The following is a 23,628-nucleotide window of genomic DNA, read 5'->3' on the forward strand; positions in this document are numbered from 1 at the left end:
CGCCGCCTCGCTCAGCCGTGCCACGACCGCCAGAGTGCGGCGTACGACCCGTCGCGTTGCACGAGTTCGTCGTGGCTGCCGATCTCGCTGATCAGGCCGTCTTCGACGACGGCAACCCGATCGGCGTCGTGCGCGGTGTAGAGCCGGTGCGCGATTGCGATGACCGTACGCCCGTGCAGCACCGCGGCGAGGGAGCGTTCGAGATGCCGCGCCGAGCGCGGGTCGATCAACGACGTCGCCTCGTCGAGCACGAGCGTATGCGGATCGGCCAGCACCAGCCGGGCGAGGGCGAGCTGCTGTGCCTGCGCATCGGTGAGCAGCTGGCCGCCCGATCCGACCTGCGTGTCGAGACCGTCCGGCAGGGCATCGGCCCACTCCAGCGCGTCGACGGCATCGAGTGCGGCACGTAGGTTGCCGTCGCCGCCCGTACCTGCGTCGTCGAGGACCAGCGCGAGGTTCTCCCGCACCGTACCCGCGAACACGTGATGCTCCTGGGTGACGAGCGCGACCTGCCCGCGCAGATCTTCGAGCGGCAGATCGGTCAAGCCGACGTCGCCGACGCTGACCCGACCCGACGACGGCGGATGGATTCCGGCGAGTAGCCGGCCGAGAGTCGACTTGCCAGCTCCCGACGGGCCGACCATCGCGAGGCGTTCGCCCTGGCTCAACGACAGATCGACACCGTGCAGCACCTCGCGTCCCTCGATGTAGGAGAAGCGCACGTCGTCGACGTCGAGGCGGTCGTTGGCCGGAGTCTCGCCCGAGGGCGAGCGGTCATCGGGTACGAGCGTCACGCCGAGCAGCCGGGCAAGTGACGCGGCGCCGACCTGGAGCTCGTCCATCCAGCCCAACAGCCGGTCGACGGGGTCGATCAGGAACTGTACGTACAACGTCGCCGCAGTGACGTCGCCGAGTGAGGCATGCCCCTGCGTGTGCAGCCAACCGCCGATGAGCAGCGTGGCGACCGTCGGAATCAGGTATCCCATCTCGGCGCTCGGGAAGAACACCGTGCGCAGCCACAACGTGTAGCGCTCGGCCGCGTACGACTCTGCGATGTCGGCGTCGATCTGCTCCCGCCTACGGGACTGCGTGCCGAGCGCCTCGATCGTACGGGCGCCCTCGACGGTCTCGGCGAGTGTCGCGTTGATGGCGGCGTACGAGGCGTTCTCGCGTAGGTAGCCGTCCTTTGCCCGCCGCAGGTACCAGCGCGCCCCGATCCACAGGATCGGCACGCCGAGCAGGCACGGGATCGCTACCCAGGGCCCGGCGAGAAGCGCGGCGCCGACCGCGAAGATGACGGTGACGAAAGCAATGATCGTCTCGGGCACCGCGAAGCGCACCGACCAGCTCAGGCCCTCCACGTCACGCGATGTACGCGTGAGCAGATCGCCCGTACCGGCCCGCTCCACGACGCCGAGCGGAAGACCGAGGGAGTTCTTCACGAAGTCTTCGCGCAGTCGGGCGAGGAGGTTCTCGCCGAACTTCGTGGACGCGAACCGCGCGTACCGCGTCAGGATCGTCTGTACGCCGAGCGCAACCGCGATGATCAGGGCGATTTCGTCGATGTGTCCGCGCGTCGTGCCGTTCTCGACATCTTCGACGAGGTCGCCGATCAGCCGGGGTACGACGAGACCGGCGATCGCCGCGAAGGCGTGCAGACCGATCACGGCCGACAGCTCCCGCGGATGGTCGAGCGCCACCTTGCGCGCGTACTGGCGCACGGTGTGACGGTCTGCGACCGGGAGCGTTCGCTGATCAGTCATCCTCCCCCCTCGTGACGACGCGTCGGTAGGCCGGCACGGCTTCCAGCAGCTCGCGGTGCGTGCCGGTGGCGACCACGCGCCCGTCGGCGAGGTACGCGACGCGCTCGACCTCGTCGAGGACCAGCGGGCTCGCCGTGGCCACGATCGTCGTACGCCCGGCGCGGTATTTGCGCAGCCGTTTCGCGATGCGCGCCTCGGTGTGCGCGTCGACCGCCGACGTCGGCTCGACCAGGATGAGTACGCCCGGGTCGACCAGGAGGGCACGCGTCAGCACCATGCGCTGCCGCTGACCGCCCGAGAACGAACGACCGCGCTCATCGATCACGGCATCGAGGCCCTCGGGTAGCGCCTCGAGCACATCCTCGGCCGATGCAGTGTGGATCGCACGCATGATCGCGTCGGTGTCGCGACGTCCGGAGACGTCGAGCTCATCGCGCAGTCGCCCGCTGAACAACGCCGCCGAGACGTTGTTGACCATGATCCGTTGGCGCACCTTCGTACGGCCGAGCTTCTCGAGCGCGACCCCGTCGAGCGAGACGTCGCTCTCCTCGTAGTAGCCGAGCCGGTCGGCGAGCGCCGCGCTCGACGCCGGGTCGTCGGAAACGATCGCGACGAGTTCGCCCTCGTCGGCGGAGAAACCCGACTGCGGATGGTTGACGGCGTTACCCGGCGGTTCGTCCGCCGGTCGCGGCGGATCGGCCAGCTCGGGGGTGAGCGACAGGATGCGTACGACGCGCCCGGCGGCGACGTTGGCGCGGATCATCTTGTTGGCGAACTCGGTTGCTGTACGCAGCGGGATCATCAGGAACGTCGCGTACCCGTAGAACGCGACGAGCTCCCCGGGCGAGATGGTGCCCTCGAGGGCGAACCTCGCGCCGAGCCATACGACGAACACGACGAAGATCCCCGGTAGCAGGACCTGCAGGGCGTCCAGGACGGACTGCAGCCGGCCGACGTGGATGCCGGCGTCGCGCACCCGCTGTGACTCGGTGACGTAGCGGCGATGGAACACTTCCTCGCCGCCGATGCCGCGTAGTACGCGGAGGCCCCCGACGATGTCGGCGCCTCGGTTGTTCAACTCGCCCTGGAGTTCGCGGGCGTACATGTTGCGACGCTGCAACGGCGTGAGCAGCGGCCCGAGTGCGACCAGCAGCAGCGGTACGCCGATCAACACGATCAGGCCGAGGGTCACCGAACTGGTCAGCAGTAGGGCGGCGACCACGAAGAACGCGACGACCGAACCGGCCGCGCGGCCGAGCACATCGCAGGAGTTGCCGATGTTGGCGATGTCGTTGGCGCCGACGCTGACGATCTCGCCGGTGGTGACCCGCTTGCGTAGCGTCGCGCCGAGCTCGCTGGTCTTGTCGCTGGTCAGCTGGACCGTCCGGTACGCGGCGTCGAGCCACATCTGGACCGAGTTGCGGTGCCGGACGATCCCTGCGACGGAGAGCACCGCGCCGACGAGGAGGATCACTCCGCCCCACAAGGTGAGCTCGCGCATGTCCTGGCCGGCGACACCGGAGTCGATGGCGCGGCCGATGAGCGCCGGCATGAGTGCCTGGGCGACCATCCACAAGATGCCGGCGGTGATCGCGAACGCCAGCGTGCGCCCTTGGCTGCGGATGACCCACAGGAGATAGCGACCAGAAGACCTGAGGTCTGGTGTTCCGGGATCGGTGAGCGGCAGCGTCTTCATGGCTGGTCCAGCGTAGGTTTGGCGGCACCTCGTGCGCGACAGGTTTTCCGGCGACCACGCGCGCTGCGGACGCGCCGACGACTGGTTGACTGGTCGTCATGACACCCGTCGTGATCGCGCACCGCGGAGCCAGCGGGTACCGCCCCGAGAACACCCTCGCCGCCATCGAGTTCGCCGTCGAGCTCGGCGCCGAGTGGATCGAGCTGGACCTCGTCAGCACGTCCGATCACGTGCTCGTGATTCGGCACGAGAACGAGATCTCGTCGACGACCGATATTGCGGCACATCCGGAGTTCGCGGATCGGCGTACGACCCGCCACATCGACGGTGAGCCGCTGACGGGGTGGTTCACCGAGGACTTCACCGTCGCCGAGCTCAAGTCGCTACGCGCGGTCGAACGCCGCCCAGACCTGCGTCCGGCGAGCGCTCGGTACGACGGCAGGTACGAGGTGCCTACCCTCGCCGATGTGCTCACCTGCCTCGCCGAGGTCAACGCCGCGCGGTCGGTGCCGGTCGGCGCGTACCTCGAACTGAAGCACCCGACGTACTTCGCCGGCCGCGGACTCGGTCTGGTCGAGCCGCTGCTGGCCGATCTCGCTCGCCACGACCTGCTCGGCGCCGACGCCCCGTTGTGGCTGGAGTCGATGGAGGTGTCGGTGTTACGGGAGCTGGCGTCGCGGGTCGCGTGTCCGCTCACCCAGTTGATGATGGCCGGTGCACCGTACGATCTGGTTGCCTCCGGCGACCCGCGTACGTATCGCGACCTGTGCACGCCCGCCGGCTTGGCAGAGATCGCCGGGTACGCGAGCCGCATCGGACCGAGCAAACATCAGGTGCTGCCCCGTGACGGGAAGCACCGGATCAATGCGCCGAGCCGCCTCGTCGGCGACGCGCATGCCGCTGGGCTCGGCGTGCACGTGTGGACGCTACGCGACGAGAACACCTACCTGCCCGCCAACTTGCGGATCGGTCGATCCGAGGCGGCGAAGGGCGACGCGGAAGCCGAGTACTTCGCCTTCTTCGACGCCGGTGTCGACGGTGTCTTCACCGACTTCGTCGACACCGCCCATGCCGCGCGGTCGGTCTGGCTCGGAGGGCGATCTCTCACTCGGTCGGAATCAGGATCCACGCAATGATGTACACGAGGATCATCGAGCCGAGTCCGAGGACCGTGGCGATGACGGTGATCAGTCGGACGACGTTCGCGTCGACGTTGACGTAGTTCGCGACCGCGCCGCACACGCCTCCGATCCAGCGGTCGTCGGTGCGTACGAGTCGTTTGCGGGGCTTGTCGAGGTCACTCATTGCGGGCCTTCCTGCGGTGCGATGCGATTGCGGACAAGACGATCCCGGCGATGCCACCGATGATCAGGATGAGCGGCACGGCGATCAGGATGTCGTTGCGGTCGGTATTGCCTTGGTCCCAGGAGAGCCAGAGCGCGGCGCCGATCAGCGTCGCGATTCCGAGCACGAGGGACAACGGGTCGAGCGGATGGCGTTTCATCGGCGGGTCACCCTCACCTCTCCAATGGTCTGTTCGACGTCGAGGTGGAGCACCGGCCGGGTGCTGGACGGGTCGATGTAGTGCAGCGAGACAGGTGCCCCGTCGGTCGAGCGGTCGAGGATCTTGAGGCTGCCGGCGTCGGTATCGGCCTCGACGTCGACGCCGAGCCCGTCGGGTACGACCACCTCCAGGCTTCCGACGCCCTGCTCCAGCTCGACCGTACGGCCGTCGAGTGCGTCGGGATCGGTGATCTCGGTCAGGTCGAGGACGAAGTTGCCGATGCCCTGCTCGTACGTGTCGGCGACATCGGCGGCGAGCGCTGGCTCGTGCCGTTCGTCGCCGATCGTGTACGTCGGTAGGACTGTTGTCAGCAACAGGACTGCCGCCAGCGGGAAACCGAGGAGGGCGAGCGGACGACCGTTGCCGTAGAACGAGCCGATGAGCATGCCGATGCCGACGACGACCATCGCCGCGAGCGGGAAGTACGGCCAGTCGATGGTTTCGGTGGTGTTGGAGTAGACGGCCATGCCGGCCATGAGGACGGCGATGACAGTGGCGGTGACGCCGAGCAGGATGCCGTAGTCGCGGCGCGGGTTGCGTACGCGTTGTTGCGATGGGGTCGGGCCGGCGCCGGGCGTCGTGCCCAGCGGGCGAGTCTCGCTGTCGGGGTCGTACGACGACTCGACGTCGGCGGTCGGCGTGACTGCGGGTCGGTCCGCGGCGGACTTCGCGTGGCGTTTGTTGTACGGGACGACGATGAACACGTAGAACAGCGCGAGCGCAGCGAGCGCGATCGGGATGCTGGCGCCGACGAAGGTGAAGCCCGCGCCCAGCATCGACGCCGCGGCTATCGCGGCGGCGACGAACAGGCCGATCCTTCGTACCTGCTCGCGGTCGACCGTCTCCGGGAGGTGCTGGTCGACGAGGCTGTCGTCGTCGCCCTCTTCGGGTACGAGCAGCCAGGCTGCGACGTACAAGACGACCCCGGCGAAGCCGACGAACGCCAGGCAGGCGACGACCACCCGTACGACGATCGGGTCGATGTTCAGATAGCGGGCGACACCGGCGCAGACGCCGGCGACCATTCGGTCATCGGTGTCGCGGCGCATTGACGTGAGCGTGCGAAAGCGGCTCGGGTCGAACTCGGGGCCGGCCTCGGCCCCTGGTTCGCCGCGCGTCTCATCGCGCTCATCGGTGCGCTCGTTCGTCGCACCCTCCTCTGTGGTCATGTCGTCCATCGTGGCCTGCGTGGCGGCCCTGCACCATCGGGGTCGACCCTGAATCATCCGCGGGCAGTTCGACGTACCGTCAGGGTCTGGTCTGGGCGACTCCCGATGGCGCGCGAGTGCGCGCGCGTGTGACGATCGGTGGAATGACAGCGACCTCGGCCTCCGGAAGCGCGCACGGATACCGGCGCGCATACCGGCCTGCCGACAAGCGGATGATCGGCGGTGTCGCGGAAGGGCTCGCCGCGCATTTCGGCGTGGATGCCTTCTGGGTACGCGTCGTGTTCGTGGTCGCGACCTGGTTCAACGGTGTCGGCATCCTCATGTACGGCCTGATGTGGTGGCTGCTGCCGATCGAGCCGGATAGGGACCCGGACGCACCCGCCGGAATCGGCGCGGCGACGCGGCGAGGGCTACGTACTCCCGGATCGCGGGGACCGCAGGCGCTCAGCGACCCGGTGCAGACGTTCGCGTTGCTCGCCGTCGGCCTCGGCGTCCTGCTGCTCACCCAGGCGATCGGCTGGGGACTCGGCACCAGCGCACTCATCCCGGTATTGATCGCCGTCCTCGGCGTTGCAATGGTGTGGCGCCAGGCCGACCAGTCGACCTGGAACCGCTGGGTCACGCAGCCGACCGGCTGGGCGTCGGTCGCCCGGCTGGCGGCGGGGGTCGCACTCGTCTCGGCGGCGGTCATCTTCGCGGTCGCCCAGCAGAGCGGTATGGACGCCTTGCTCGACGTTTCCGCGATGCTGCTGATCGCGATCGTCGGCATAGCGCTGCTCGTCGGGCCGTGGATCTACCGGCTCACTCGCGAGCTCGGTGCCGAGCGCGCGGAGCGTGCACGTACGCAGGAACGCGCCGACGTCGCCGCCCATCTGCATGACTCGGTCTTGCAGACGCTCGCGATCCTGCAGAAGAACTCCGACGACCCGAAGATGGTCGCGACGTTGGCGCGTCGGCAGGAGCGTGAGTTGCGAGAGTGGCTTTACGGCTCTCGCCGCCCGCCGGAGACGACCCTGCGCGGTGCGCTGGATGCCGCTGCCGCCCAGGTCGAGGACGACCACGGCGTGCCGGTCGAGGTGGTCGGCGTCGGCGACATCGCGCTCAACGCACACGGAGATGCGCTCGTACGCGCCTCAGGCGAGGCGATCGTCAACGCTGCAAAGCATTCCGGCGCTTCGTCGATCGACGTATATGCGGAGGTCGGTGCTGACGACGTCGCGGTGTTCGTACGTGACCGCGGTGAGGGTTTCGACCCGGGCGGCGTCACCAGCGCCGCAACCGGGACGAGAATGGGTATTCGCGAGTCGATCGTCGCGCGGATGGAGCGCCACGGCGGCGCCGCCGAGATCCGCAGCGCGCCCGGCGAAGGGACCGAAGTGAGACTGTCGATGCCACGGCACCGACTCGACGAAGGAGACGAATCGTGACGACGCCCGGACTGAGGGTCGTGCTGGTCGACGACCATGCGCTGTTCCGCACGGGAGTACGTGCGGAGATCGACGGCGCAGTCGAGATCGTCGGCGAGGCCGAGGACGTCGACACCGCGGTTGCGGTGATCGTCGAGCAGCGTCCTGACGTGGTGCTGCTCGACGTACACCTGCCCGGCGGCGGCGGTACGCAGGTGATAGCCCAGGTGCACCGTAAGGTCCCGGAGATGCGCTTCCTTGCGCTGTCGGTCAGCGACGCCGCGGAGGACGTGATCGGGGTGATCCGCGCCGGCGCTCGCGGCTACGTGACGAAGAGCATCGCCGGTAAGGACCTGATCGAGGCGATCGGGCGAGTCTCCGACGGTGACGCGGTGTTCTCACCGCGGCTCGCGGGCTTCGTGCTCGACGCGTTCGCGGGCACCATCGAGGTCGCGCAGGTCGACGAGGATCTCGACCGGCTTACCGAACGCGAACGCGAGGTCATGCGCCTGATCGCACGCGGGTACGCGTATAAAGAGGTCGCGAAGGAGCTGTTCATCTCGATCAAGACCGTCGAGACGCATGTGTCGAGCGTGCTGCGCAAGCTGCAGCTGTCGTCGCGTCATGAGCTGACCCGCTGGGCAAGCGACCGCCGGTTGATCTGAGCGCCGCCGTACCCCGTAACCCCTGGGTACCTCCCCCGCTGGGCCGCACGTTTCGGCCCCGATCTCGCGAAATTCGGGGCTGAAACGTGCGGCCCAGCGGGGGGAGGCGTAAGGATGGGGACCATGGGTACGAATGACTCAGCCATGGGACCAGAGCACCCGTACGTCGTGGTGCTGTTCGGAGCGACCGGCGACCTCGCGCAGCGCAAGCTGCTACCCGGTCTGCTCAAGCTCGACCGGTCGGGGCTGATCCCCGGGCTCGAGGTCGTCGCGAGCTCACTGGACAAACACGACGACGAGTCCTTTCGTACGTTTGCCCGCAAGGCGTGCGATGAGTTCGGCAGCGTCGAGGTCACCGATGACGAGTGGGCAGACTTCGCGGGCCGGATCCGCTACGTGCCGACCGACGCGGGCTCGCACTACCTCGCGCTGGCGGTCTCGGCCGCCGAGGCGGAGCTCGGCGGTGAGCCCCGGCGGCTGCACTACCTGAGCGTGCCGCCGAAGGCGGCGCTCGACGTGGTGTCGACCCTGTCGGAGGCGGGTCTGGTGCCGCGGTCACGGGTCGTGATGGAGAAGCCGTTCGGTGTCGACCTACGTACGGCGATTGCGCTCAATGCCACGCTGCACAAGACGTTCGACGAGCAACAGATCTTCCGGATCGACCACTTCCTCGGCAAGGAGCCGGCGCAGAACATTCTGGCGTTCCGGTTCGCCAACGGACTCTTCGAGCCGATCTGGAACCGGAACTTCATCGACCATGTGCAGATCGACGTGCCCGAGACGCTTGGTATCGGCAACCGGATCGCGTTCTACGAGTCGACCGGGGCGTACCGCGACATGGTCGTCACGCATCTGTTCCAGATCCTTGCGTTCATGGCGATGGAGCCGCCGACGGCGCTCGAGCCGGACTCGATCAGCGATGAGAAGTACAAGGTCTTCCGGTCGATGACACCGATCGACCCGGCGAACGTCGTACGCGGCCAGTACGTCGGCTACCGGCAGGAGGACGGCGTCGCCGAGGACTCCGACACCGAGACGTTCATCGCTCTCAAGGCCGAGATCGACAACTGGCGCTGGGCGGGCGTGCCGTTCTTCCTGCGTACCGGTAAGCAGCTCGCGGAAGGCAAGCGGATCATCTCGATCGCATTCAAGGAGCCGCCGAAGAGCATGTTCCCCACCGGCTCAGGCGTTGGCGCCCAGGGCCCCGACCATCTGACCTTCGACCTCGCCGACTCGTCGAAGATGTCGCTGTCGTTCTACGGCAAACGGCCCGGGCCGGGGATGAAGCTCGACAAGCTGAGCCTGCAGTTCGCGATGCAGGACACCGGCCATGCCGGCGATCTGCTCGAGGCGTACGAACGGCTGATCCTGGACGCGATGCGCGGCGACCGTACGCTGTTCACGGCCGCCGAAGGCATCGAGCGGCTGTGGGAGATTTCCCAGCCCCTGTTGGACAACCCGCCTCCGGTGCGGTCGTACCCGACGGGCTCGTGGGGCCCGAACGCCATCCACCAGCTGATCGCGCCGCATGCGTGGCGGCTACCGTTCGAGCGGGTCTGGCGCGAAGCCGGATCGTGACGTCGGTCTGCTACGGGATCGGGGTCGTGGTGCCGGATTCCCAATCAGTACGCAGGATTGCGTACCCGACGGCGTCGTGGATCGTGTCGTCGCTTGAAGGCCAGCCCTGACGGTAGTACGCCTCGCGGACGAATCCGCAACGCTCGAATGTCTTGCGCATGGCGAGATTGTCGGCCCGGGTCGTGCCCTCGAACCGGCGTACGTGCGGCCACCCGTCGAACACCCAGGCCGTAGCCGTGCGTAGGGATTCGACACCGAGCCCGCGGCCGCGCATCGCGGGTACGATCCGCAAGTCGAGCATCGGCGTGTCGTCGCTCAGATCGGAGACGGCGCAGACGCCGATCCGGTCGCCGTCTTGTACCAGCCAGCAGGTGCGGTTGGTCTGACTCGTGTACGCTCCGTCGTCCCACGCCTTCTCGATCTGCCCCGTGGTCGGACGCGGGCGACCGTGGAAAGGCCAAGGACCCTTGCTGACAAGGAAGTCGACGAGTGCGTTGCGGTCGCTCGAGACGAGTTCGGTGAGCGTGATCGACATGGCGGGATCGTACCTTGGTCAGCGGTCGGACCAGCGCGCCTCGAGGAGACGGGTGGCCTCGGGTAGCGAGAGCCCGAGGCGGCGGGCGAGTGCGGCGTACTCGGCGGCGGCGTCCTGTGCGTCGGGGCGACTTCCGGTGGCCTGGTCGAGCAGCGTGCTCGAGACGAAGGTGCCTTTGCGGCCGTGCGTGGCGATCACGCCGCCCGCCTCGAGCTCGCGGTACGCCCGGGCGACCGTGTTGTTGGACAGGCCGAGGTCGGCGGCGAGCTGACGTACGGTCGGCAGCTTCTGGCCGGACTTCAGCTCACCCGATGCGACATGTGCGGCGATCTGCCGCCGCACCTGCTCGTACGGCGGTTCGCTGGTCGAGGTGTCGACGACGATGAGGTTCATGAGGTGGGTTCCAGCGTACGGGCGAAGTACCACTCCGGTGCGGGGGTGTTCGCGTCCTCGCGGTTGGTGCGGATGATGTACGCGACAAGGCCGATCGCGCCCGCAACGTACAGCGGTGCGAGGTTCAGCTCCGACGGGAAGCCGTCGATCGTGACGTAGGCGTACGTGGTTCCGACGCAGCCCAGGACGGCGACCCACAGGAGCTGGATGCGAACGAGGCTCCGCACTGCGACCGACACCATCAGTTCGCGGGCGACGTGCAGGTCTTCATCGACGGCGGGCAGCGTGCGCAGCGTCCAGCGCTTGAGCAGCCCGATGATCGTCAACAGCAGAAGCCAGGCGACTGTAAGGCTTGCATAGAAGGGTCCTTGCGTGCCGTCGATCGGTCCGGCGAACCAAAGTATGGTGACCACCGCAACGGAAGCCGCGGCAGTGAGAAGGTGTGCGGCTTGCAGTCGGTACTCCCACGGGCGTAGGTACGTGCGGGAGGTCCGCGCGGTGAGCGGCGCAGACCGACGTGGTCCAGCACTGGCTCGTGCGGACGTGATGGTGGCGAGCGTCCAACCGGCCAGGGATGCAGCACCCATAGCGAAGATGAACGCCTGGCCGCCGATTTCATGGACGAGTGGCACGTCGCGAAAGGCGAGCGATGCCCAGCCCACGATGGGAGTCAGCACGCCTGTCGCAGCCACGCACGACCGAGTTCGCTCGATGAGCCGGTCGACGAGCCATTCCATGCCGGTGTCACTCAGCGCGAGCCCCTCCGGCGGGGTGAGCTTTGCGATCTCCTTGCGCGCGTCTCGTTCTGCCCTTCGCCACCCGATGATGAGGAACGGCAGCGTGATCACTTCCAAGCCGCCGAGGGCGATCAGGTAATGCATCGCGTCGCTCATGCCGCGCTCGTCTCCGTACGCGCGAAGTGCCAGACCGGATCGGGCACCTGGCGCCAGTGTCGGTAGCCGAGTACCGCGGCGAAGGCGAGCGCGATCGGTGCGTACCCCGCCAGTAGCTCGGCGCCGGTCGGCATCGGGCCGAGGGCGGCGCTGACTGCGGTGATGTACGCCAGCCCGCCCGAAATCCAGATCGCCTTGTGCAGTTGCTGCATTGCGTACGCAGTGACGTACTCGCGCACGATGAGCGACCGGTCGCCGTCAAGGGGTGGGGGCTGCGCGAGGACCCAGCGCTGCGCGGTGACAGCGGCAACGGCCGCGATCAGCCAGATCCAGCAGACGACCATCGCGTACATCGCCCAGGTCGGCTCGTCGCCGGCGATCGCCTCGACGGTGAGCGCTACGGCACCGACGGCGAGCAGCGCAAGGAGCGCGCACTGAGCGAAGCGTTCGAGCGGGGAGAGGTACGTGGCGGCACTGCGCGGCGACAACGTCGCCACCCGGTGGGTTGTGCGCGGCTCGCGTGCGGCTCTCGTCGCGGCGTACACCTCGCCCAGTGCGTAGCCGGAGAACAGCGCGACACCCCATGCCACCGAGTGAGCGCTGTCGGACAGTCGATCCGGCAGATACATCGGATGGGTCGCGATGATCAGCACGACGTACACGACGATCGATGCGTGAAAGCCGGTGCGCCTTCGCTCGTACAGCTCCTCGAAGATCGCATGCCGAGACGCCGCATCGAGCCGGACGCCCTCGGGCGGGGTCAGCTTGCGCACCTGCTCGCCGACGCCGGCAGACGTTCGGGTCCAGAACGCCCACAGGACCGCGATGCCGACCGCAGACATGGCGACGGTGTACGTGAGCCATTTCAGGACTTCGACCATCGCGCACCTCCGCAGGTGTTTGTACCGCTTTTTGTATCATCTGTGGCAGTACAAACGCAACCGTCATCCGGAGTTTGCGGACTTTTCGATGCTGCAGCGCCCGCGCACGACCGAAAAGTCCGCAAACTCGACGCAGCGGCAACAGGTACGACGCCGCGGCGACGCTGTCAGTCGCGGAACGTAGGCTGAGAGGCGATATGACTCTTCCGTTTCCGGTCCCATCCGATGCCGCCGCGCCAGCAGAGTCGACCGGCAGTGCGAGTGACTCCGTCGGTCCCGAGGCAGAGGAGCCGCGCAAGCGCCGCGGTCCGAGCGCCGAGGAGCTGCTCGAAGGTCTGAACGACTCGCAGCGCAAGGCCGTCACGCACGAGGGCGGTCCGCTGCTTGTCGTCGCCGGCGCCGGTTCGGGCAAGACCCGGGTGCTCACGCGGCGCATCGCCTGGCTGATCGGTCAGCGCAATGCCCATCCGGGTTCGATCCTCGCGATCACGTTCACCAACAAGGCAGCGGCCGAGATGCGCGAGCGGGTGGCGTCGCTGGTGGGTGGTCGGGCGAAGATCATGTGGGTCTCGACCTTCCACTCGTCCTGCGTACGCATCCTGCGCAAGGACGCCAACAAGTTCGGGTTCACGTCCTCGTTCTCGATCTACGACTCCGCCGACTCGCGCCGCCTGATGACGCTCGTCTGCCGCGATCTGGAGCTCGATCCGAAGAGATTCACCCCACGGGCGATCCTGAACTGGATGTCCAACGCCAAGAACGAGCTCGTCGACCACGAGGCCGCCGCCGCTCGTGCGGGCAACGACACCGAGCGGGTCTACGCCGAGGCGTACGCGACGTACCAGCGCCGGCTCACCGACGCCAACGCGATGGACTTCGACGACCTGATCATGAACACCGTCAACCTGTTCCGCGCGTTCCCCGACGTACGCGAGCAGTATCGGCGCCGCTTCACCCATGTGCTCGTCGACGAGTACCAAGACACCAACCACGCGCAGTACGCCCTCGTACGCGAGCTCTGTGACGACCCGGAGTCCGATCTGCTCGTCGTCGGCGACTCCGACCAGTCGATCTACGCGTTCCGCGGCGCGAACATCCGCAACATCCTCGAGTTCGAGGCAGACTTCCCGACAGCCACGACGATCCTGCTCGAGCAGAACTACCGCTCGACCCAGACCATCCTCGACGCGGCCAACGCCGTCATCTCCCGCAACGAGTCCCGTAAGCCGAAGAACCTCTGGTCCGAGGAGGGACGCGGGGAGCGCATCGTCGGCTACGTCGCCGACGATGAGCACTCCGAGGCACAGTTCGTCGCCGACGAGGTCGACCGGCTCACCGATGAGGGTCTCGCACGCCCCGGAGATGTCGCCGTCTTCTACCGCACAAACGCACAAAGCCGTGTGTTCGAAGAAGTGTTCATCCGTACGGGCATGCCGTACAAAGTCGTCGGCGGCGTCCGCTTCTACGAACGCAAGGAGATCAAGGACGCCCTCGCGTACCTCCGGGTGCTCGTCAACCCCGCAGACGCAGTGTCGTTGCGGCGCATCCTCAACACGCCCAAGCGTGGAATCGGCGACCGCGCAGAGGCCTGTGTCGGCGCGTACGCCGACCGCGAGCGCATCACCTTCTGGGAGGCGCTGCAGCGCGCGGAGGAGGCGCCCGGCCTCGCCACCCGGTCGCTGAACTCCATCGCCAAGTTCACCGAGGTGATCCGCGAGGTCCAGGGCCTCGTCGACGCCGATGAGCCGGCCGATGTCGTACTCGAGGCCGTTCTGTCGCGCAGCGGCTACCTCGCCGAGATCGAGAACTCCACCGACCCGCAGGACGAAACTCGTCTCGAGAACCTCGCCGAGCTGGTCGCGGTCGCTCGCGAGTTCGTTGCCGACGCGGCGCTGGTCGACGAGGAGGCAGACAGCGATGACCAGACCTTCGCGCCGGGGTCGCTCGATGCGTTCCTCGAGCGGGTAGCGCTGGTCGCCGACGCCGACTCCGTACCGGACTCGCCAGACGGTGAGGACGCCGGTGTCGTCACTCTGATGACCCTGCACACGGCCAAGGGCCTGGAGTTCCCGGTGGTGTTCCTCACCGGTCTCGAAGACGCCGTCTTCCCCCATCAGCGCTCGATCGGCGAGCCCAAGGAGCTCGAGGAGGAACGGCGCCTCGCGTACGTCGGCCTGACCCGCGCCGAGCGTCGGCTGTACGTCAGCCGGGCGGTCGTACGCTCCGCCTGGGGAGCTCCGGCGCACAACCCGCCGTCGCGGTTCATCGCGGAGCTACCGACCGATCTCGTCGACTGGCGCCGCACCGAGGCCGATACGACCCGCTGGGAGGGCGGCGCCGTCACCACCCGCCGGGCGACGCCGATGCGCAGCACGTCGATCGCGTCGGCCGGGCGTCAGCGGGCAGTCCCGAGCCTGTCACCGGGTGACCGGGTCACTCACGACACGTTCGGCCTGGGCACGGTCGTCGCGATGGACGGCGAGGGCGATAAGCAGGTGGCCTCGATCGACTTCGGGTCCGAGGGCGTCAAGCGACTTCTGATGCGCTACGCCCCGGTGGAGAAGCTCTGACCCGACGAGAGTTCGTACGCTTTCGTACCAGCGCGGGAGCGCAGGGTGGTACGAAGGCGTACGAACTCTCGGGTGGGCCGGTAGAGGCTACGGGTCGACGCCGTGCTCCTGCAGCGCGGCGTCCGGGTCGACCGGCTCACCGCCGCCCGGGCGTACCTCGAGGTGCAGGTGTGGGCCGGTGACGTTGCCGGTCGCGCCGACGGTGCCGATCTGGTCGCCGGGTGAGACCGTCTGACCGGAGCTGACGCTGATCGAGGTCTGGTGGCAGTACCAGATCTCGGTGCCGTCGTCGAGGGTCAGCACCGTCTTGTTCCCGTACGCGCCGTCGTAGCCCGTCGAGGTGATGGTGCCCGAGCTGACGGCGACCAGCGGCGTGCCCGATGCGGCAGCGAAGTCGAGTCCGGTGTGCACGGTCGACCAGTACGAGCTCGTCTCGCCGAACGTCGCCGTCAGGGTGTAACCGGCGACGGGGAGCACCCACTGACCCTCGGCCGGAGCCTCGCCCGACAGTGCCAGACCGTCGCTGTCCTCCTCGGCAGCCTCCTCGCGCTGCTCGGCGAGCCGCTCCTTGCGCTTCTGTTCCTTCAGCAGCTTGTCGGCCTGGTCCTCCGACTTGCTCGCCAACTGCTTCAGTGCGGCCTTGCGCTGACGCGCCTGCGTCTCGGCCTGCCGCTCCAACGTCGCGCGGCTGATGCTGCGGCTCACATCAGGGGAGTTGGCCCGGTTGAGCGACGGTTGTGGCGCCGCCAGCGGGGTCGAGAGCGTTGCGGGCTCGGCGGCGAAAACCTCGCCGACCGGATCGGACGCCGTCTGTACGGCGCCGACGCCGGCCGTCGCGAGGACCGCGACACCGACCATGGCAGAGACCGGCACTCGGCGCAGGGGGTTCCGGCGGCGCTGTTTCGGCGCGCGATGGGAACCCGCTCCGTTCGGTGACTCCTGCTGCTGCGTTTCGGATGAGTCGTCGCCGCTACCCCCAGATGACGACGGAAAGTCTGGCGACACAGATGGAACCTTTTGGTAGCGGACGGAGCCCCCGACGCTACCAGCCGGTCATGGAGAAACAAGTTCGTACGCGAACGCTGTGGGCAGGGTCACGGACTGACGCCGTGGTCCTCCAGGACGGCGTACGGGTCGATCCCCTCATCGCTTCCGTCGGGGTGAACCTCGAGGTGCAGATGCGGCCCGGTGACGTTGCCGGTCGACCCGACGGTGCCCATCGAATCGCCCGGGCCGACGGTCTGGCCGACCTCGACCTCGATGGTGGTCTGGTGGCAGTACCAGAGTTCGGTGCCGTCTTCGAGCGTCAAGATCGTCCGGTTGCCGTACGCGGAGTCGTAGCCGGTCGAGGTGATCGTGCCGGATGCTACCGCGACCAGCGGGGTGCCGGATGCGGCCGCGAAGTCGAGGCCGGTGTGATAGCCCGACGACCAGTACGGACCGGCCTGCCCGAACGTCGCGGTGATGCGGTAGCCCGCCAGCGGAAGCACCCACTGGGTCGACTCGAGCTTCTTGGCCTGCTTCTGCGTCTTCGCGGCGAGCTGCTTGAGGGCCTGGCGGCGCTGCTCGGCCTGTTGCTCGGCCTGCTTCTCGAGCAGCTCCCGGTCGGCGTCACGGCTCGGGTCGAAAGCGTTGACGTTGGGGTCGCGTGATGCCAGCGAGCCGGCGGCAGCGACGTCACCGCTCAGCGCGGGGTACTCCTGGCCGGTCTGGGATCCGTCGCCGGTCGCGGGCCCGAGTGTGACGGCTCCGACTCCCGCGATGACCAGGGCGGTGGCACCCGCGGCGATCGGCATCGAGAACGACGGGAGCGTTCGCTTCGGGGTGCGTACGGTCCGAGAGTCTTGGCGGTACGCCCGCTTGCCGCCCTTCTGCTTCGGGGCGCGATGGGAGGTACGTGAGGCGCGTGATGGCTCGGCCCTGCGCTTCGGTGCGCGGCGCGACGGCACGAAACGAACCTCCGGATTGCGGGCAAAGACTCGCCAGAGAATAACGGAAACGTCACTGCGACGGAAGCCCGGGCGGCTCAGGGTGTCGCAGAGCGTGTACTACCGGTCATCGTACGTACCCGTTCGGCGATGAGATCGGGGTGTGTACGCGCCACCCAGTGTCCCGCATCCACCTCGTACATCGTCAGGTTTTCTACGAATCGCGGCAGGCGATGGTAGAGCGCCGGGATCAGGAAGTCGTCGCGCGTCGGCACGATCACCTGGACGGGTACCGACGTCGTCGCCGGCCGAGGGTTCCGCATCCGGCCGGTGGCGTTCGCACGGTAGAGGTTCACGCCGTTGGCGCCGTCCTCGGCGAACGTCGACGGCCAGTGCGGCGCGTCGGCGAGCCCCTGCGAGCGGGTGAGGGACGCGCGCAGTCGCCCGCCTTGTCTGCGGAACACCCATTCGGGAACACCCGGTACGTGGAACGCCGCGATGTACCAGGAGTGCGCGACCTGCCGGAGCGCGTCACGAGTGTGGCCGGTCTTTCGGGCGGTACGAAGGAAGTCCCCGAAGTGGTCAAGGGACGGACCGCTGATGGAGGTGAACGATGCGATGCGACCGGTCAGTCTGTCGTCGGTCGCCTCACTGGTGACGACGTCCCACAGCTGGACCGAACCCCAGTCGTGGCCGAGGAGGTGCACGGGCCGATCCGGTGCGACCGCGTCGACCACTGCGATCAGGTCGTCGACCAGCCGAGCCGTCCGGTAGCCGGCTCGGTCACGGGGTGCCGTCGACGCGCCGGCGCCGCGTACGTCGTAAGTGACGACGAAGTGGTCAGCACAGAGGCGTTCGGCGAGGGGCTCCCACATCTGTTGCGTGTCGGGGAATCCGTGCACCATCACCAGAGTCGGTCCGTCGGGGATGCCGCCGGTACGCACTGCGAGCTCGACCTCGCCCGACTCGACTCGTTGTTCCGCCATCGCCTCTCCCAGATGTCGTGCCGACGTACCCGATTGAGAGCGGGCAAGTCGACGGGACTAAAGTCCACAACGCCTACGGAGCATATTTCCCCAGGTCGTGTGGCCACGATCAACTCTCCCGAGCATCCGGTCAGTCGCCAGCATTAAGGACGGACAGCACAGTGGATTTGATGGAGTACCAGGCGAAGGAGCTCTTCGCCAAGCATGGAGTGCCGGTGACGCTCGGCGTCGTGGCAGAAACCCCCGAAGATGCGAAAGCCGCGGCCGAGCAGCTCGGCGGCGCCGTCGTCGTGAAGGCCCAGGTCAAGGCCGGCGGACGCGGCAAGGCCGGTGGAGTCAAGCTGGCGAAGACTCCCGACGAGGCGCAGGCCCGTGCCGGCGACATCCTCGGCATGCAGATCAAGGGACTCACCGTCAACCGCGTGCTGATCGCCCCTGCCGCACAGATCGCCGAGGAGTACTACTTCTCCTTCCTCCTCGACCGGGCCAACCGCTCGTACCTGTGCATCGCGAGCGTCGAGGGCGGTGTCGAGATCGAGGAGGTCGCGAAGACCAACCCCGACGCCGTGAAGCAGATCTCGATCGACCCGGGCAAGGGTGTCGACGAGGCGAAGGCCCGCGAGATCGTCGGGGAGGCCGCGTTCCCGGCCGAGCTGAGCGAGCAGGCCGTGACCATGGTCCAGCGGCTCTGGGACGTCTTCACCAAGGAAGACGCCACTCTGGTCGAGGTCAACCCGCTGGCCCGCCTCGAGGGCGACACGCTCGAGGCGCTCGACGGCAAGGTCTCGCTCGACGAGAACGCCGAGTTCCGTCACGAGGGTCACGCGGCCTTCGAAGACAAGGCCGCCGCAGACCCGCTGGAGGCGAAGGCCAAGGCCAAGGGGCTGAACTACGTCAAGCTCGACGGCGAAGTCGGCATCATCGGTAACGGCGCCGGGCTCGTCATGTCGACGCTCGACGTGGTCGCGTACGCCGGTGAGAAGCATTCAAACGTCAAGCCGGCCAACTTCCTCGACATCGGCGGCGGCGCATCGGCCGAGGTGATGGCGAACGGTCTCGACGTGATCCTGAACGACCCGCAGGTGAAGTCGGTGTTCGTCAACGTCTTCGGCGGCATCACCTCCTGTGACGCGGTCGCGAACGGCATCGTCGGCGCACTCGATCTGCTCGGCGACGAGGCGACGAAGCCGCTCGTCGTACGCCTGGACGGCAACAACGTCGACGAGGGGCGGAGCATTCTCGCCGAGCGCAACCATCCGCTGGTGACGATGGTCGACACGATGGACGGTGCCGCGGACCGCGCGGCCGAGCTGGCGAGCCGCTGAGGAGGCACGGATGTCAATCTTTCTGAACAAGGACTCCAAGGTCATCGTCCAGGGCATCACCGGGAGCGAAGGCTCGAAGCACACCGCGCGCATGCTTGCCGCCGGTACGCAGGTCGTCGGCGGCGTCAACGCCCGCAAGGCCGGCACCACGGTGCAGCACGGCGACGTCGAGCTGCCGGTGTTCGGCACGGTCCAGGAGGCGATGGACAAGACCGGCGCGAACGTGTCGGTCGTCTTCGTGCCCCCGGCATTCACCAAGGATGCCGTCATCGAGGCCATCGACGCCGAGATGCCACTGCTGGTCGTCATCACCGAGGGCGTGCCGGTGCAGGACTCCGCCGAGTTCTGGGCGTACGCGAGCGAGCCGGGGCGCAAGACCCGGATCATCGGCCCGAACTGCCCCGGCATCATCACACCGGGTGAAGCCCTCGCCGGCATCACGCCGGCGAACATCACGGGTTCCGGTCCCGTCGGACTCGTGTCGAAATCGGGCACGCTGACGTACCAGATGATGTTCGAGCTGAGCGACTTCGGCTTCTCAACGGCGATCGGCATCGGTGGTGACCCGGTCATCGGTACGACGCACATCGACGCTCTCGAGGCGTTCGAGGCCGATCCGGACACCAAGGCGATCGTGATGATCGGTGAGATCGGCGGCGACGCAGAAGAGCGGGCGGCCGAGTTCATCAAGGCGAACGTCACCAAGCCGGTCGTCGGCTACGTCGCCGGGTTCACGGCACCCGAGGGCAAGACGATGGGCCACGCCGGTGCGATCGTGTCCGGCTCGTCCGGTACGGCCGAGGCGAAGAAGGAGGCCCTCGAGGCCGCCGGTGTCAAGGTCGGCAAGACGCCCTCGGAGACGGCAGACCTGATGCGCGAGATCCTGAAGGGCCTCGGCTAGGCACTAGAGCCAAGGACCACTCTCGGACGGCGCATCGCGCTCCGGCCACCAGACGCCGGAGGACGATGCGCCGTTCGTGTATCTACAGATGCCGGCGGAGGGAGCCGCTAATGGTCGGACGGCAGCTGTGAGCGACGCGGGTGAGAAGCGAGCCCGCGACGACGACCGCGACCGTGTGGTCGCCGCGCTCGACGACGCGTACGTCGATGGGCAGATCGATGCCGACGAACGCGAGTCCCGGGTAGCCGCGACTCTCGGGGCGCGTACGCTCGGCGAACTCGCCGAGGTGGTCGCGGACCTTCAGGTCGAGGAGGTCCTGCCGGAGCCAGAGCCGGAGCCGGGGCCGAGTCGGGGCAGGTTTGTCATCGCGACCGTTGCCGCCGTCGCTGTGCTCGGTTTCGTCGGCTGGAAGATCGGCGGCGACGGCTCCGATGCGCCGGATGCGTCGACCGGGTTGATGAGCGAGGCGGAGTCGGCGGTCAGCGACGAGCACGTCGTGAGGTGGAGCGACGTCGAGGACGAGCTCGGCACGGCGGCTCCGTCGAGAAAGGGCATCCGGGTGCCGCAGGTCGGTGCGTGGACGGCAACCGAGGCGGACATCCGAGCACTCATCGAAACGTATCGGGACAAGCGCGGAGACTTCTTCATAGACGCGTCGTTCTATCCGGAGTACGCCACGCTGAATCAACCTCTCGCCGGCGCGGATCCCGCCTACCAGACGTGGTCGTTCTATCCGCACGACCCGGTGCTGCGTGCGTCGGAGGCCGCTTCCTCCGGCCTACGCGATCAGGCCGTGATCGACTTTCGCGACGTGGACCTCGACCGGCTGTTCGAGAACCTCGAGTCCGCGCTGACCGAGCTGAATGTCGAGGATGCCCGGCTCCTCTACATCAGGATGGGTGGGGGAAACGGGTCGTCGCAGGTCCAGATCTACGTACGGAACGGGTACCAAGAGACCGGCTACCTGAACACGACGCTGGCCGGCGAGACCACGCAGAGGTATGCGTTCTCGGGGGGATGAGCCCGCGTCCAACACGTACGAGGGTGGCGCACACGCCACCTCGGGGTATAGCCAGCCACACCCCAGAACGGGCGTTCGGCGGATGTTGACGCGCGCTCCGCGTCAATAGCGTCAGGTGTGTTCGCGAGGCCCGCTCCGAACGGGGGGCGGAGCGGGACGCTGCGGACATCCATCTGCCCACCTCCGCCTTAAGGAGAACCATGTTCGCGTGGATCGGACGTCGTGTCGTCCACCATCCGTGGCTGACGATTCTGGTCTGGATCGTCGGCGCCGTCACGGTGGCGTCGCTCGCACCACCGTTGGAGACCACTCAGGACCAGGCCGACTTCCTGCCGTCGAAGTACGAGTCCGTCAAGGCCGCGGACATCGCGGAGAAGTCGTTCCCGAGCGACACCGATGCCGCGGCGATCATGGTGTTCAAACGCGACGACGGCGGCAAGCTGACTGCTGCCGACCAGAGGTCCGTCGAGTCGATCGTCGAAGAGCTGGATGCCAACGAGTACGGCGATGTGAAGCAGATCGTCACCGGTCCGGAGCAGGTCGCACCCGACGGGTCCATCATGTTGGCCAACGTCGTGCCGACGAGCGACTCCGACGCGGTCATCTTCGGCGAGACCATGGCCGACTCCGTACGCGACCTACGCGATGACTCCGCCGACCTGCTCGCGGACTCCGACCTGCAGTTGGGTGTGACCGGAGATGCCGCGTTGAGCCTCGATGAGCTGGAGGCGACGGGTGATGTCGACCAGATGATCATGCTCGCGACGCTCGGTCTGATTGTGGTGCTATTGCTGCTGATCTTCCGGAGCCCGATCATCGCACTGCTGCCGATCGTCTCGATCGTCGTCGCGATGGTCGCATCGACCGGCCTGATCGGCTGGGCGAGTGACCGCTTCGATCTGCAGGTAGACTCGAGTATCCAGCAGCTGTTGATCATCGTGCTGTTCGGTGTCGGCGCCGACTACTTCCTGTTCCTGATGTTCCGGTTCCGCGAGCGGTTGCGTGCGGGCTCCGAACCCAAGGAGGCGATGATCGAGGCCGTCGCCAAGGTCGGCGAGGCGATCACGTCCGCTGCGGCGGTCGTCATCATCGCGTTCCTTGCGCTCGCGCTGTCCACGCTCGGCCAGCTGCAGGCGTGGGGACCGGCGCTCGCAATTGCCGTCGGAGTCACTCTGGCCTCCGGGCTGACTCTGGTCCCGGCCGTCGTATCGCTGCTCGGTACGAAGGTCTTCTGGCCGTCGAAGTCGTGGCGCCGCGCTCCGAAGGAGCGGGTCGCGGGAGGTCTCGGATCCCTGGTGGCTCGCTGGCCGAAGACGGTTGCTGCGGTCGCCGGTCTGCTGATGGCCGCGCTCGCGGTCCTGTCGACGGGCTTCAACGCCCAGGTCGACCAGTCCGACTCCGGTCCGCAGGACACCGAGTCGGCGAAGGCGCTCGACGATCTGGAGGCCGGCTTCGCCGCTGGTCGTACCCGGCCGACGGACGTACTCGTCAAGGCCGACGACGGCCGTACGCTCGATGCGTCTGCAGTCGACGACCTCGGGCGGCAGCTCGCCGAGGTCGACGGGGTCGGCGAAGTGTCGCCGGCTCAGATCAGCCCGGACGGCTCTGCCGCGCACCTGTCGGTCGTACTCGACGACGCGCCGGAGTCCGACGCCGCGATGGACCTCGTACGCGGCGATCTGCGCAACATCGCCCATGAGTCTGCACCGGAAGGCTCTCAGGCGTACGTCGGCGGACTCACGTCGGTACTCGTCGACATCGACGACGCGATCAACGTCGACTACCGGCTGGTCTTTCCCGTCGCCGGTGTCTGCATCCTGGTGGTGCTCGCGCTCATGCTGCGAAGTGTGGTCGCGCCGTGGTACCTGATGGTGTCCGTCGCTCTCGGGTTCCTCGCGTCTCTCGGCGCGACGGTGCTCGTCTTCCAGGAGCTGCAGGGCCAAGACGGACTGATGCTGACGCTGCCGTTGATGATGTACGTGTTCGTCGTCGCCATCGGCACCGACTACAACATCTTGATGGTCGCCCGATTGCGGGAGGAAGCGCGGCAAGGTTACGAGCCCAGGGCCGCGGCCAGCTTGGCGGTCCGACACACGGCGCCGACCATCGCTGCCGCCGGACTGATCCTCGCGGGTACGTTCGGGGTGCTCGTCCTGGCCGAGGACGTCACGCTGCAGCAGATGGGCTTCGGTATCTCGATCGGCATCCTGATCGTGGCGTTCGTGATGGCGATGGTCCTGACTCCCGCACTGACCGCGCTCATCGGTCACAAGGCGTGGTGGCCGGGTCACCAGGACCGCCCGGCGCGTCGCGAGCACGTGCAGGATCGGGAGTACGTCGGCGCCCGGTAGCGT

21 protein-coding genes are annotated in these 23,628 nt (G+C 67.5%); 9 read left to right on the forward strand and 12 right to left on the reverse strand.

Features of this window, described 5'->3' with window-relative positions; genetic code table 11:
* Positions 1–11 precede the first annotated feature (11 nt).
* Both MU582_05040 and MU582_05045 read right to left on the reverse strand, forming a co-directional pair.
* The gene (locus MU582_05040; GenBank protein UPK76006.1) at positions 12–1,763 is read right to left on the reverse strand and encodes an ABC transporter ATP-binding protein/permease; all 1,752 of its coding nucleotides are present in this window, start codon (positions 1,761–1,763) and stop codon (positions 12–14) included.
* Entirely contained in the window at positions 1,756–3,459 is a 1,704-nt protein-coding gene (locus MU582_05045; GenBank protein ID UPK76007.1) for an ABC transporter ATP-binding protein/permease, read from the reverse strand. Before MU582_05045 ends, MU582_05040 begins: the two co-directional genes overlap by 8 nt.
* A gap of 98 nt (positions 3,460–3,557) precedes the next feature.
* Here MU582_05045 and MU582_05050 point away from each other — a divergent pair, with 98 nt between their 5' ends.
* Positions 3,558–4,595: a glycerophosphodiester phosphodiesterase gene (locus MU582_05050; GenBank protein ID UPK76008.1), complete on the forward strand. Its 1,038-nt coding sequence runs from the start codon at positions 3,558–3,560 to the stop codon at positions 4,593–4,595.
* Here MU582_05050 and MU582_05055 read toward each other — a convergent pair.
* The 3 genes from MU582_05055 to MU582_05065 are packed head-to-tail and all read right to left on the reverse strand — an operon-like array spanning position 4,564 to position 6,192.
* Positions 4,564–4,764: a PspC domain-containing protein gene (locus tag MU582_05055; protein UPK76009.1), complete on the reverse strand. Its 201-nt coding sequence runs from the start codon at positions 4,762–4,764 to the stop codon at positions 4,564–4,566. The two genes, MU582_05050 and MU582_05055, sit on opposite strands and share 32 nt — an antisense overlap.
* The gene (locus MU582_05060) at positions 4,757–4,963 is read right to left on the reverse strand and encodes a hypothetical protein (protein ID UPK76010.1); all 207 of its coding nucleotides are present in this window, start codon (positions 4,961–4,963) and stop codon (positions 4,757–4,759) included. Before MU582_05060 ends, MU582_05055 begins: the two co-directional genes overlap by 8 nt.
* Positions 4,960–6,192 (reverse strand): PspC domain-containing protein, encoded by a 1,233-nt coding sequence (locus MU582_05065; protein UPK76011.1) that lies wholly within the window; start codon positions 6,190–6,192, stop codon positions 4,960–4,962. The genes MU582_05060 and MU582_05065 overlap by 4 nt, the downstream gene beginning before the upstream one ends.
* A 143-nt stretch (positions 6,193–6,335) precedes the next feature.
* On the opposite strand from MU582_05065, the gene MU582_05070 reads away from it, so the two are divergent.
* The 3 genes from MU582_05070 to zwf all read left to right on the forward strand — a co-directional run bounded on the left by MU582_05070 (position 6,336) and on the right by zwf (position 9,841).
* Positions 6,336–7,619 (forward strand): PspC domain-containing protein, encoded by a 1,284-nt coding sequence (locus MU582_05070; protein ID UPK76012.1) that lies wholly within the window; start codon positions 6,336–6,338, stop codon positions 7,617–7,619.
* Positions 7,616–8,263 carry a response regulator transcription factor gene (locus MU582_05075; GenBank protein ID UPK76013.1) on the forward strand — a complete coding sequence of 216 codons (648 nt, stop codon included), beginning with the start codon at positions 7,616–7,618 and terminating at the stop codon, positions 8,261–8,263. The genes MU582_05070 and MU582_05075 overlap by 4 nt, the downstream gene beginning before the upstream one ends.
* 123 nt (positions 8,264–8,386) lie before the next feature.
* Positions 8,387–9,841 (forward strand): glucose-6-phosphate dehydrogenase, encoded by a 1,455-nt coding sequence (gene zwf, locus MU582_05080; protein UPK76014.1) that lies wholly within the window; start codon positions 8,387–8,389, stop codon positions 9,839–9,841.
* A 10-nt stretch (positions 9,842–9,851) separates the two neighbouring features.
* On the opposite strand, the gene MU582_05085 is transcribed toward zwf, so the two are convergent.
* From MU582_05085 to MU582_05100, 4 genes are read right to left on the reverse strand one after another with little or no spacing between them, the layout of a single operon-like run.
* Complete coding sequence (locus MU582_05085; protein UPK76015.1) at positions 9,852–10,376, reverse strand: GNAT family N-acetyltransferase; 525 nt, start codon at positions 10,374–10,376, stop codon at positions 9,852–9,854.
* A gap of 18 nt (positions 10,377–10,394) precedes the next feature.
* Positions 10,395–10,769, reverse strand: coding sequence for a GntR family transcriptional regulator (locus MU582_05090; GenBank protein ID UPK76016.1), 375 nt, complete (start codon positions 10,767–10,769; stop codon positions 10,395–10,397).
* The gene (locus tag MU582_05095; protein UPK76017.1) at positions 10,766–11,662 is read right to left on the reverse strand and encodes a hypothetical protein; all 897 of its coding nucleotides are present in this window, start codon (positions 11,660–11,662) and stop codon (positions 10,766–10,768) included. The genes MU582_05090 and MU582_05095 overlap by 4 nt, the downstream gene beginning before the upstream one ends.
* Positions 11,659–12,543 (reverse strand): hypothetical protein, encoded by an 885-nt coding sequence (locus tag MU582_05100; protein ID UPK76018.1) that lies wholly within the window; start codon positions 12,541–12,543, stop codon positions 11,659–11,661. Before MU582_05100 ends, MU582_05095 begins: the two co-directional genes overlap by 4 nt.
* 197 nt (positions 12,544–12,740) lie before the next feature.
* Between MU582_05100 and pcrA the strand changes: the two genes are divergently transcribed.
* Positions 12,741–15,113 (forward strand): DNA helicase PcrA, encoded by a 2,373-nt coding sequence (pcrA, locus tag MU582_05105; GenBank protein ID UPK76019.1) that lies wholly within the window; start codon positions 12,741–12,743, stop codon positions 15,111–15,113.
* Positions 15,114–15,200: 87 nt separating this feature from the next.
* Here pcrA and MU582_05110 read toward each other — a convergent pair whose 3' ends face one another.
* The 3 genes from MU582_05110 to MU582_05120 all read right to left on the reverse strand — a co-directional run bounded on the left by MU582_05110 (position 15,201) and on the right by MU582_05120 (position 18,027).
* Positions 15,201–15,986 carry a M23 family metallopeptidase gene (locus tag MU582_05110; GenBank protein UPK76020.1) on the reverse strand — a complete coding sequence of 262 codons (786 nt, stop codon included), beginning with the start codon at positions 15,984–15,986 and terminating at the stop codon, positions 15,201–15,203.
* A 221-nt stretch (positions 15,987–16,207) separates the two neighbouring features.
* Entirely contained in the window at positions 16,208–17,062 is an 855-nt protein-coding gene (locus MU582_05115; GenBank protein ID UPK76021.1) for a M23 family metallopeptidase, read from the reverse strand.
* A 77-nt stretch (positions 17,063–17,139) separates the two neighbouring features.
* A complete protein-coding gene (locus MU582_05120) occupies positions 17,140–18,027 on the reverse strand; it encodes an alpha/beta fold hydrolase (protein ID UPK76022.1) in 888 nt (295 codons plus the stop codon).
* 161 nt (positions 18,028–18,188) lie between these two features.
* On the opposite strand from MU582_05120, the gene sucC reads away from it, so the two are divergent.
* The 4 genes from sucC to MU582_05140 all read left to right on the forward strand — a co-directional run bounded on the left by sucC (position 18,189) and on the right by MU582_05140 (position 23,625).
* Positions 18,189–19,352 (forward strand): ADP-forming succinate--CoA ligase subunit beta, encoded by a 1,164-nt coding sequence (gene sucC, locus MU582_05125; GenBank protein ID UPK76023.1) that lies wholly within the window; start codon positions 18,189–18,191, stop codon positions 19,350–19,352.
* A gap of 10 nt (positions 19,353–19,362) precedes the next feature.
* Positions 19,363–20,253, forward strand: a complete 891-nt coding sequence (gene sucD, locus MU582_05130; protein UPK76024.1) for a succinate--CoA ligase subunit alpha — start codon at positions 19,363–19,365, stop codon at positions 20,251–20,253.
* Positions 20,254–20,380: 127 nt separating this feature from the next.
* Complete coding sequence (locus MU582_05135) at positions 20,381–21,274, forward strand: DUF1707 domain-containing protein (protein UPK76025.1); 894 nt, start codon at positions 20,381–20,383, stop codon at positions 21,272–21,274.
* A 200-nt stretch (positions 21,275–21,474) separates the two neighbouring features.
* Entirely contained in the window at positions 21,475–23,625 is a 2,151-nt protein-coding gene (locus tag MU582_05140; GenBank protein UPK76026.1) for an MMPL family transporter, read from the forward strand.
* Positions 23,626–23,628 lie beyond the last annotated feature (3 nt).

The organism is Nocardioidaceae bacterium SCSIO 66511 (assembly GCA_023100825.1).
Lineage (GTDB): Bacteria > Actinomycetota > Actinomycetes > Propionibacteriales > Nocardioidaceae > Solicola.

Excerpts from the sequence above, each read along its gene's own strand:
- MU582_05040 (UPK76006.1), bottom strand. The coding sequence starts at position 1,763 with ATGACTGATCAGCGAACGCTCCCGGTCGCAGACCGTCACACCGTGCGC.
- MU582_05045 (UPK76007.1), bottom strand. The coding sequence starts at position 3,459 with ATGAAGACGCTGCCGCTCACCGATCCCGGAACACCAGACCTCAGGTCT.
- MU582_05050 (UPK76008.1), top strand. The coding sequence starts at position 3,558 with ATGACACCCGTCGTGATCGCGCACCGCGGAGCCAGCGGGTACCGCCCC.
- MU582_05055 (UPK76009.1), bottom strand. The coding sequence starts at position 4,764 with ATGAGTGACCTCGACAAGCCCCGCAAACGACTCGTACGCACCGACGAC.
- MU582_05060 (UPK76010.1), bottom strand. The coding sequence starts at position 4,963 with ATGAAACGCCATCCGCTCGACCCGTTGTCCCTCGTGCTCGGAATCGCG.
- MU582_05065 (UPK76011.1), bottom strand. The coding sequence starts at position 6,192 with ATGACCACAGAGGAGGGTGCGACGAACGAGCGCACCGATGAGCGCGAT.
- MU582_05070 (UPK76012.1), top strand. The coding sequence starts at position 6,336 with ATGACAGCGACCTCGGCCTCCGGAAGCGCGCACGGATACCGGCGCGCA.
- zwf (UPK76014.1), top strand. The coding sequence starts at position 8,387 with ATGGGTACGAATGACTCAGCCATGGGACCAGAGCACCCGTACGTCGTG.
- MU582_05085 (UPK76015.1), bottom strand. The coding sequence starts at position 10,376 with ATGTCGATCACGCTCACCGAACTCGTCTCGAGCGACCGCAACGCACTC.
- MU582_05090 (UPK76016.1), bottom strand. The coding sequence starts at position 10,769 with ATGAACCTCATCGTCGTCGACACCTCGACCAGCGAACCGCCGTACGAG.
- MU582_05095 (UPK76017.1), bottom strand. The coding sequence starts at position 11,662 with ATGAGCGACGCGATGCATTACCTGATCGCCCTCGGCGGCTTGGAAGTG.
- MU582_05100 (UPK76018.1), bottom strand. The coding sequence starts at position 12,543 with ATGGTCGAAGTCCTGAAATGGCTCACGTACACCGTCGCCATGTCTGCG.
- pcrA (UPK76019.1), top strand. The coding sequence starts at position 12,741 with ATGACTCTTCCGTTTCCGGTCCCATCCGATGCCGCCGCGCCAGCAGAG.
- MU582_05120 (UPK76022.1), bottom strand. The coding sequence starts at position 18,027 with ATGGCGGAACAACGAGTCGAGTCGGGCGAGGTCGAGCTCGCAGTGCGT.
- sucD (UPK76024.1), top strand. The coding sequence starts at position 19,363 with ATGTCAATCTTTCTGAACAAGGACTCCAAGGTCATCGTCCAGGGCATC.
- MU582_05140 (UPK76026.1), top strand. The coding sequence starts at position 21,475 with ATGTTCGCGTGGATCGGACGTCGTGTCGTCCACCATCCGTGGCTGACG.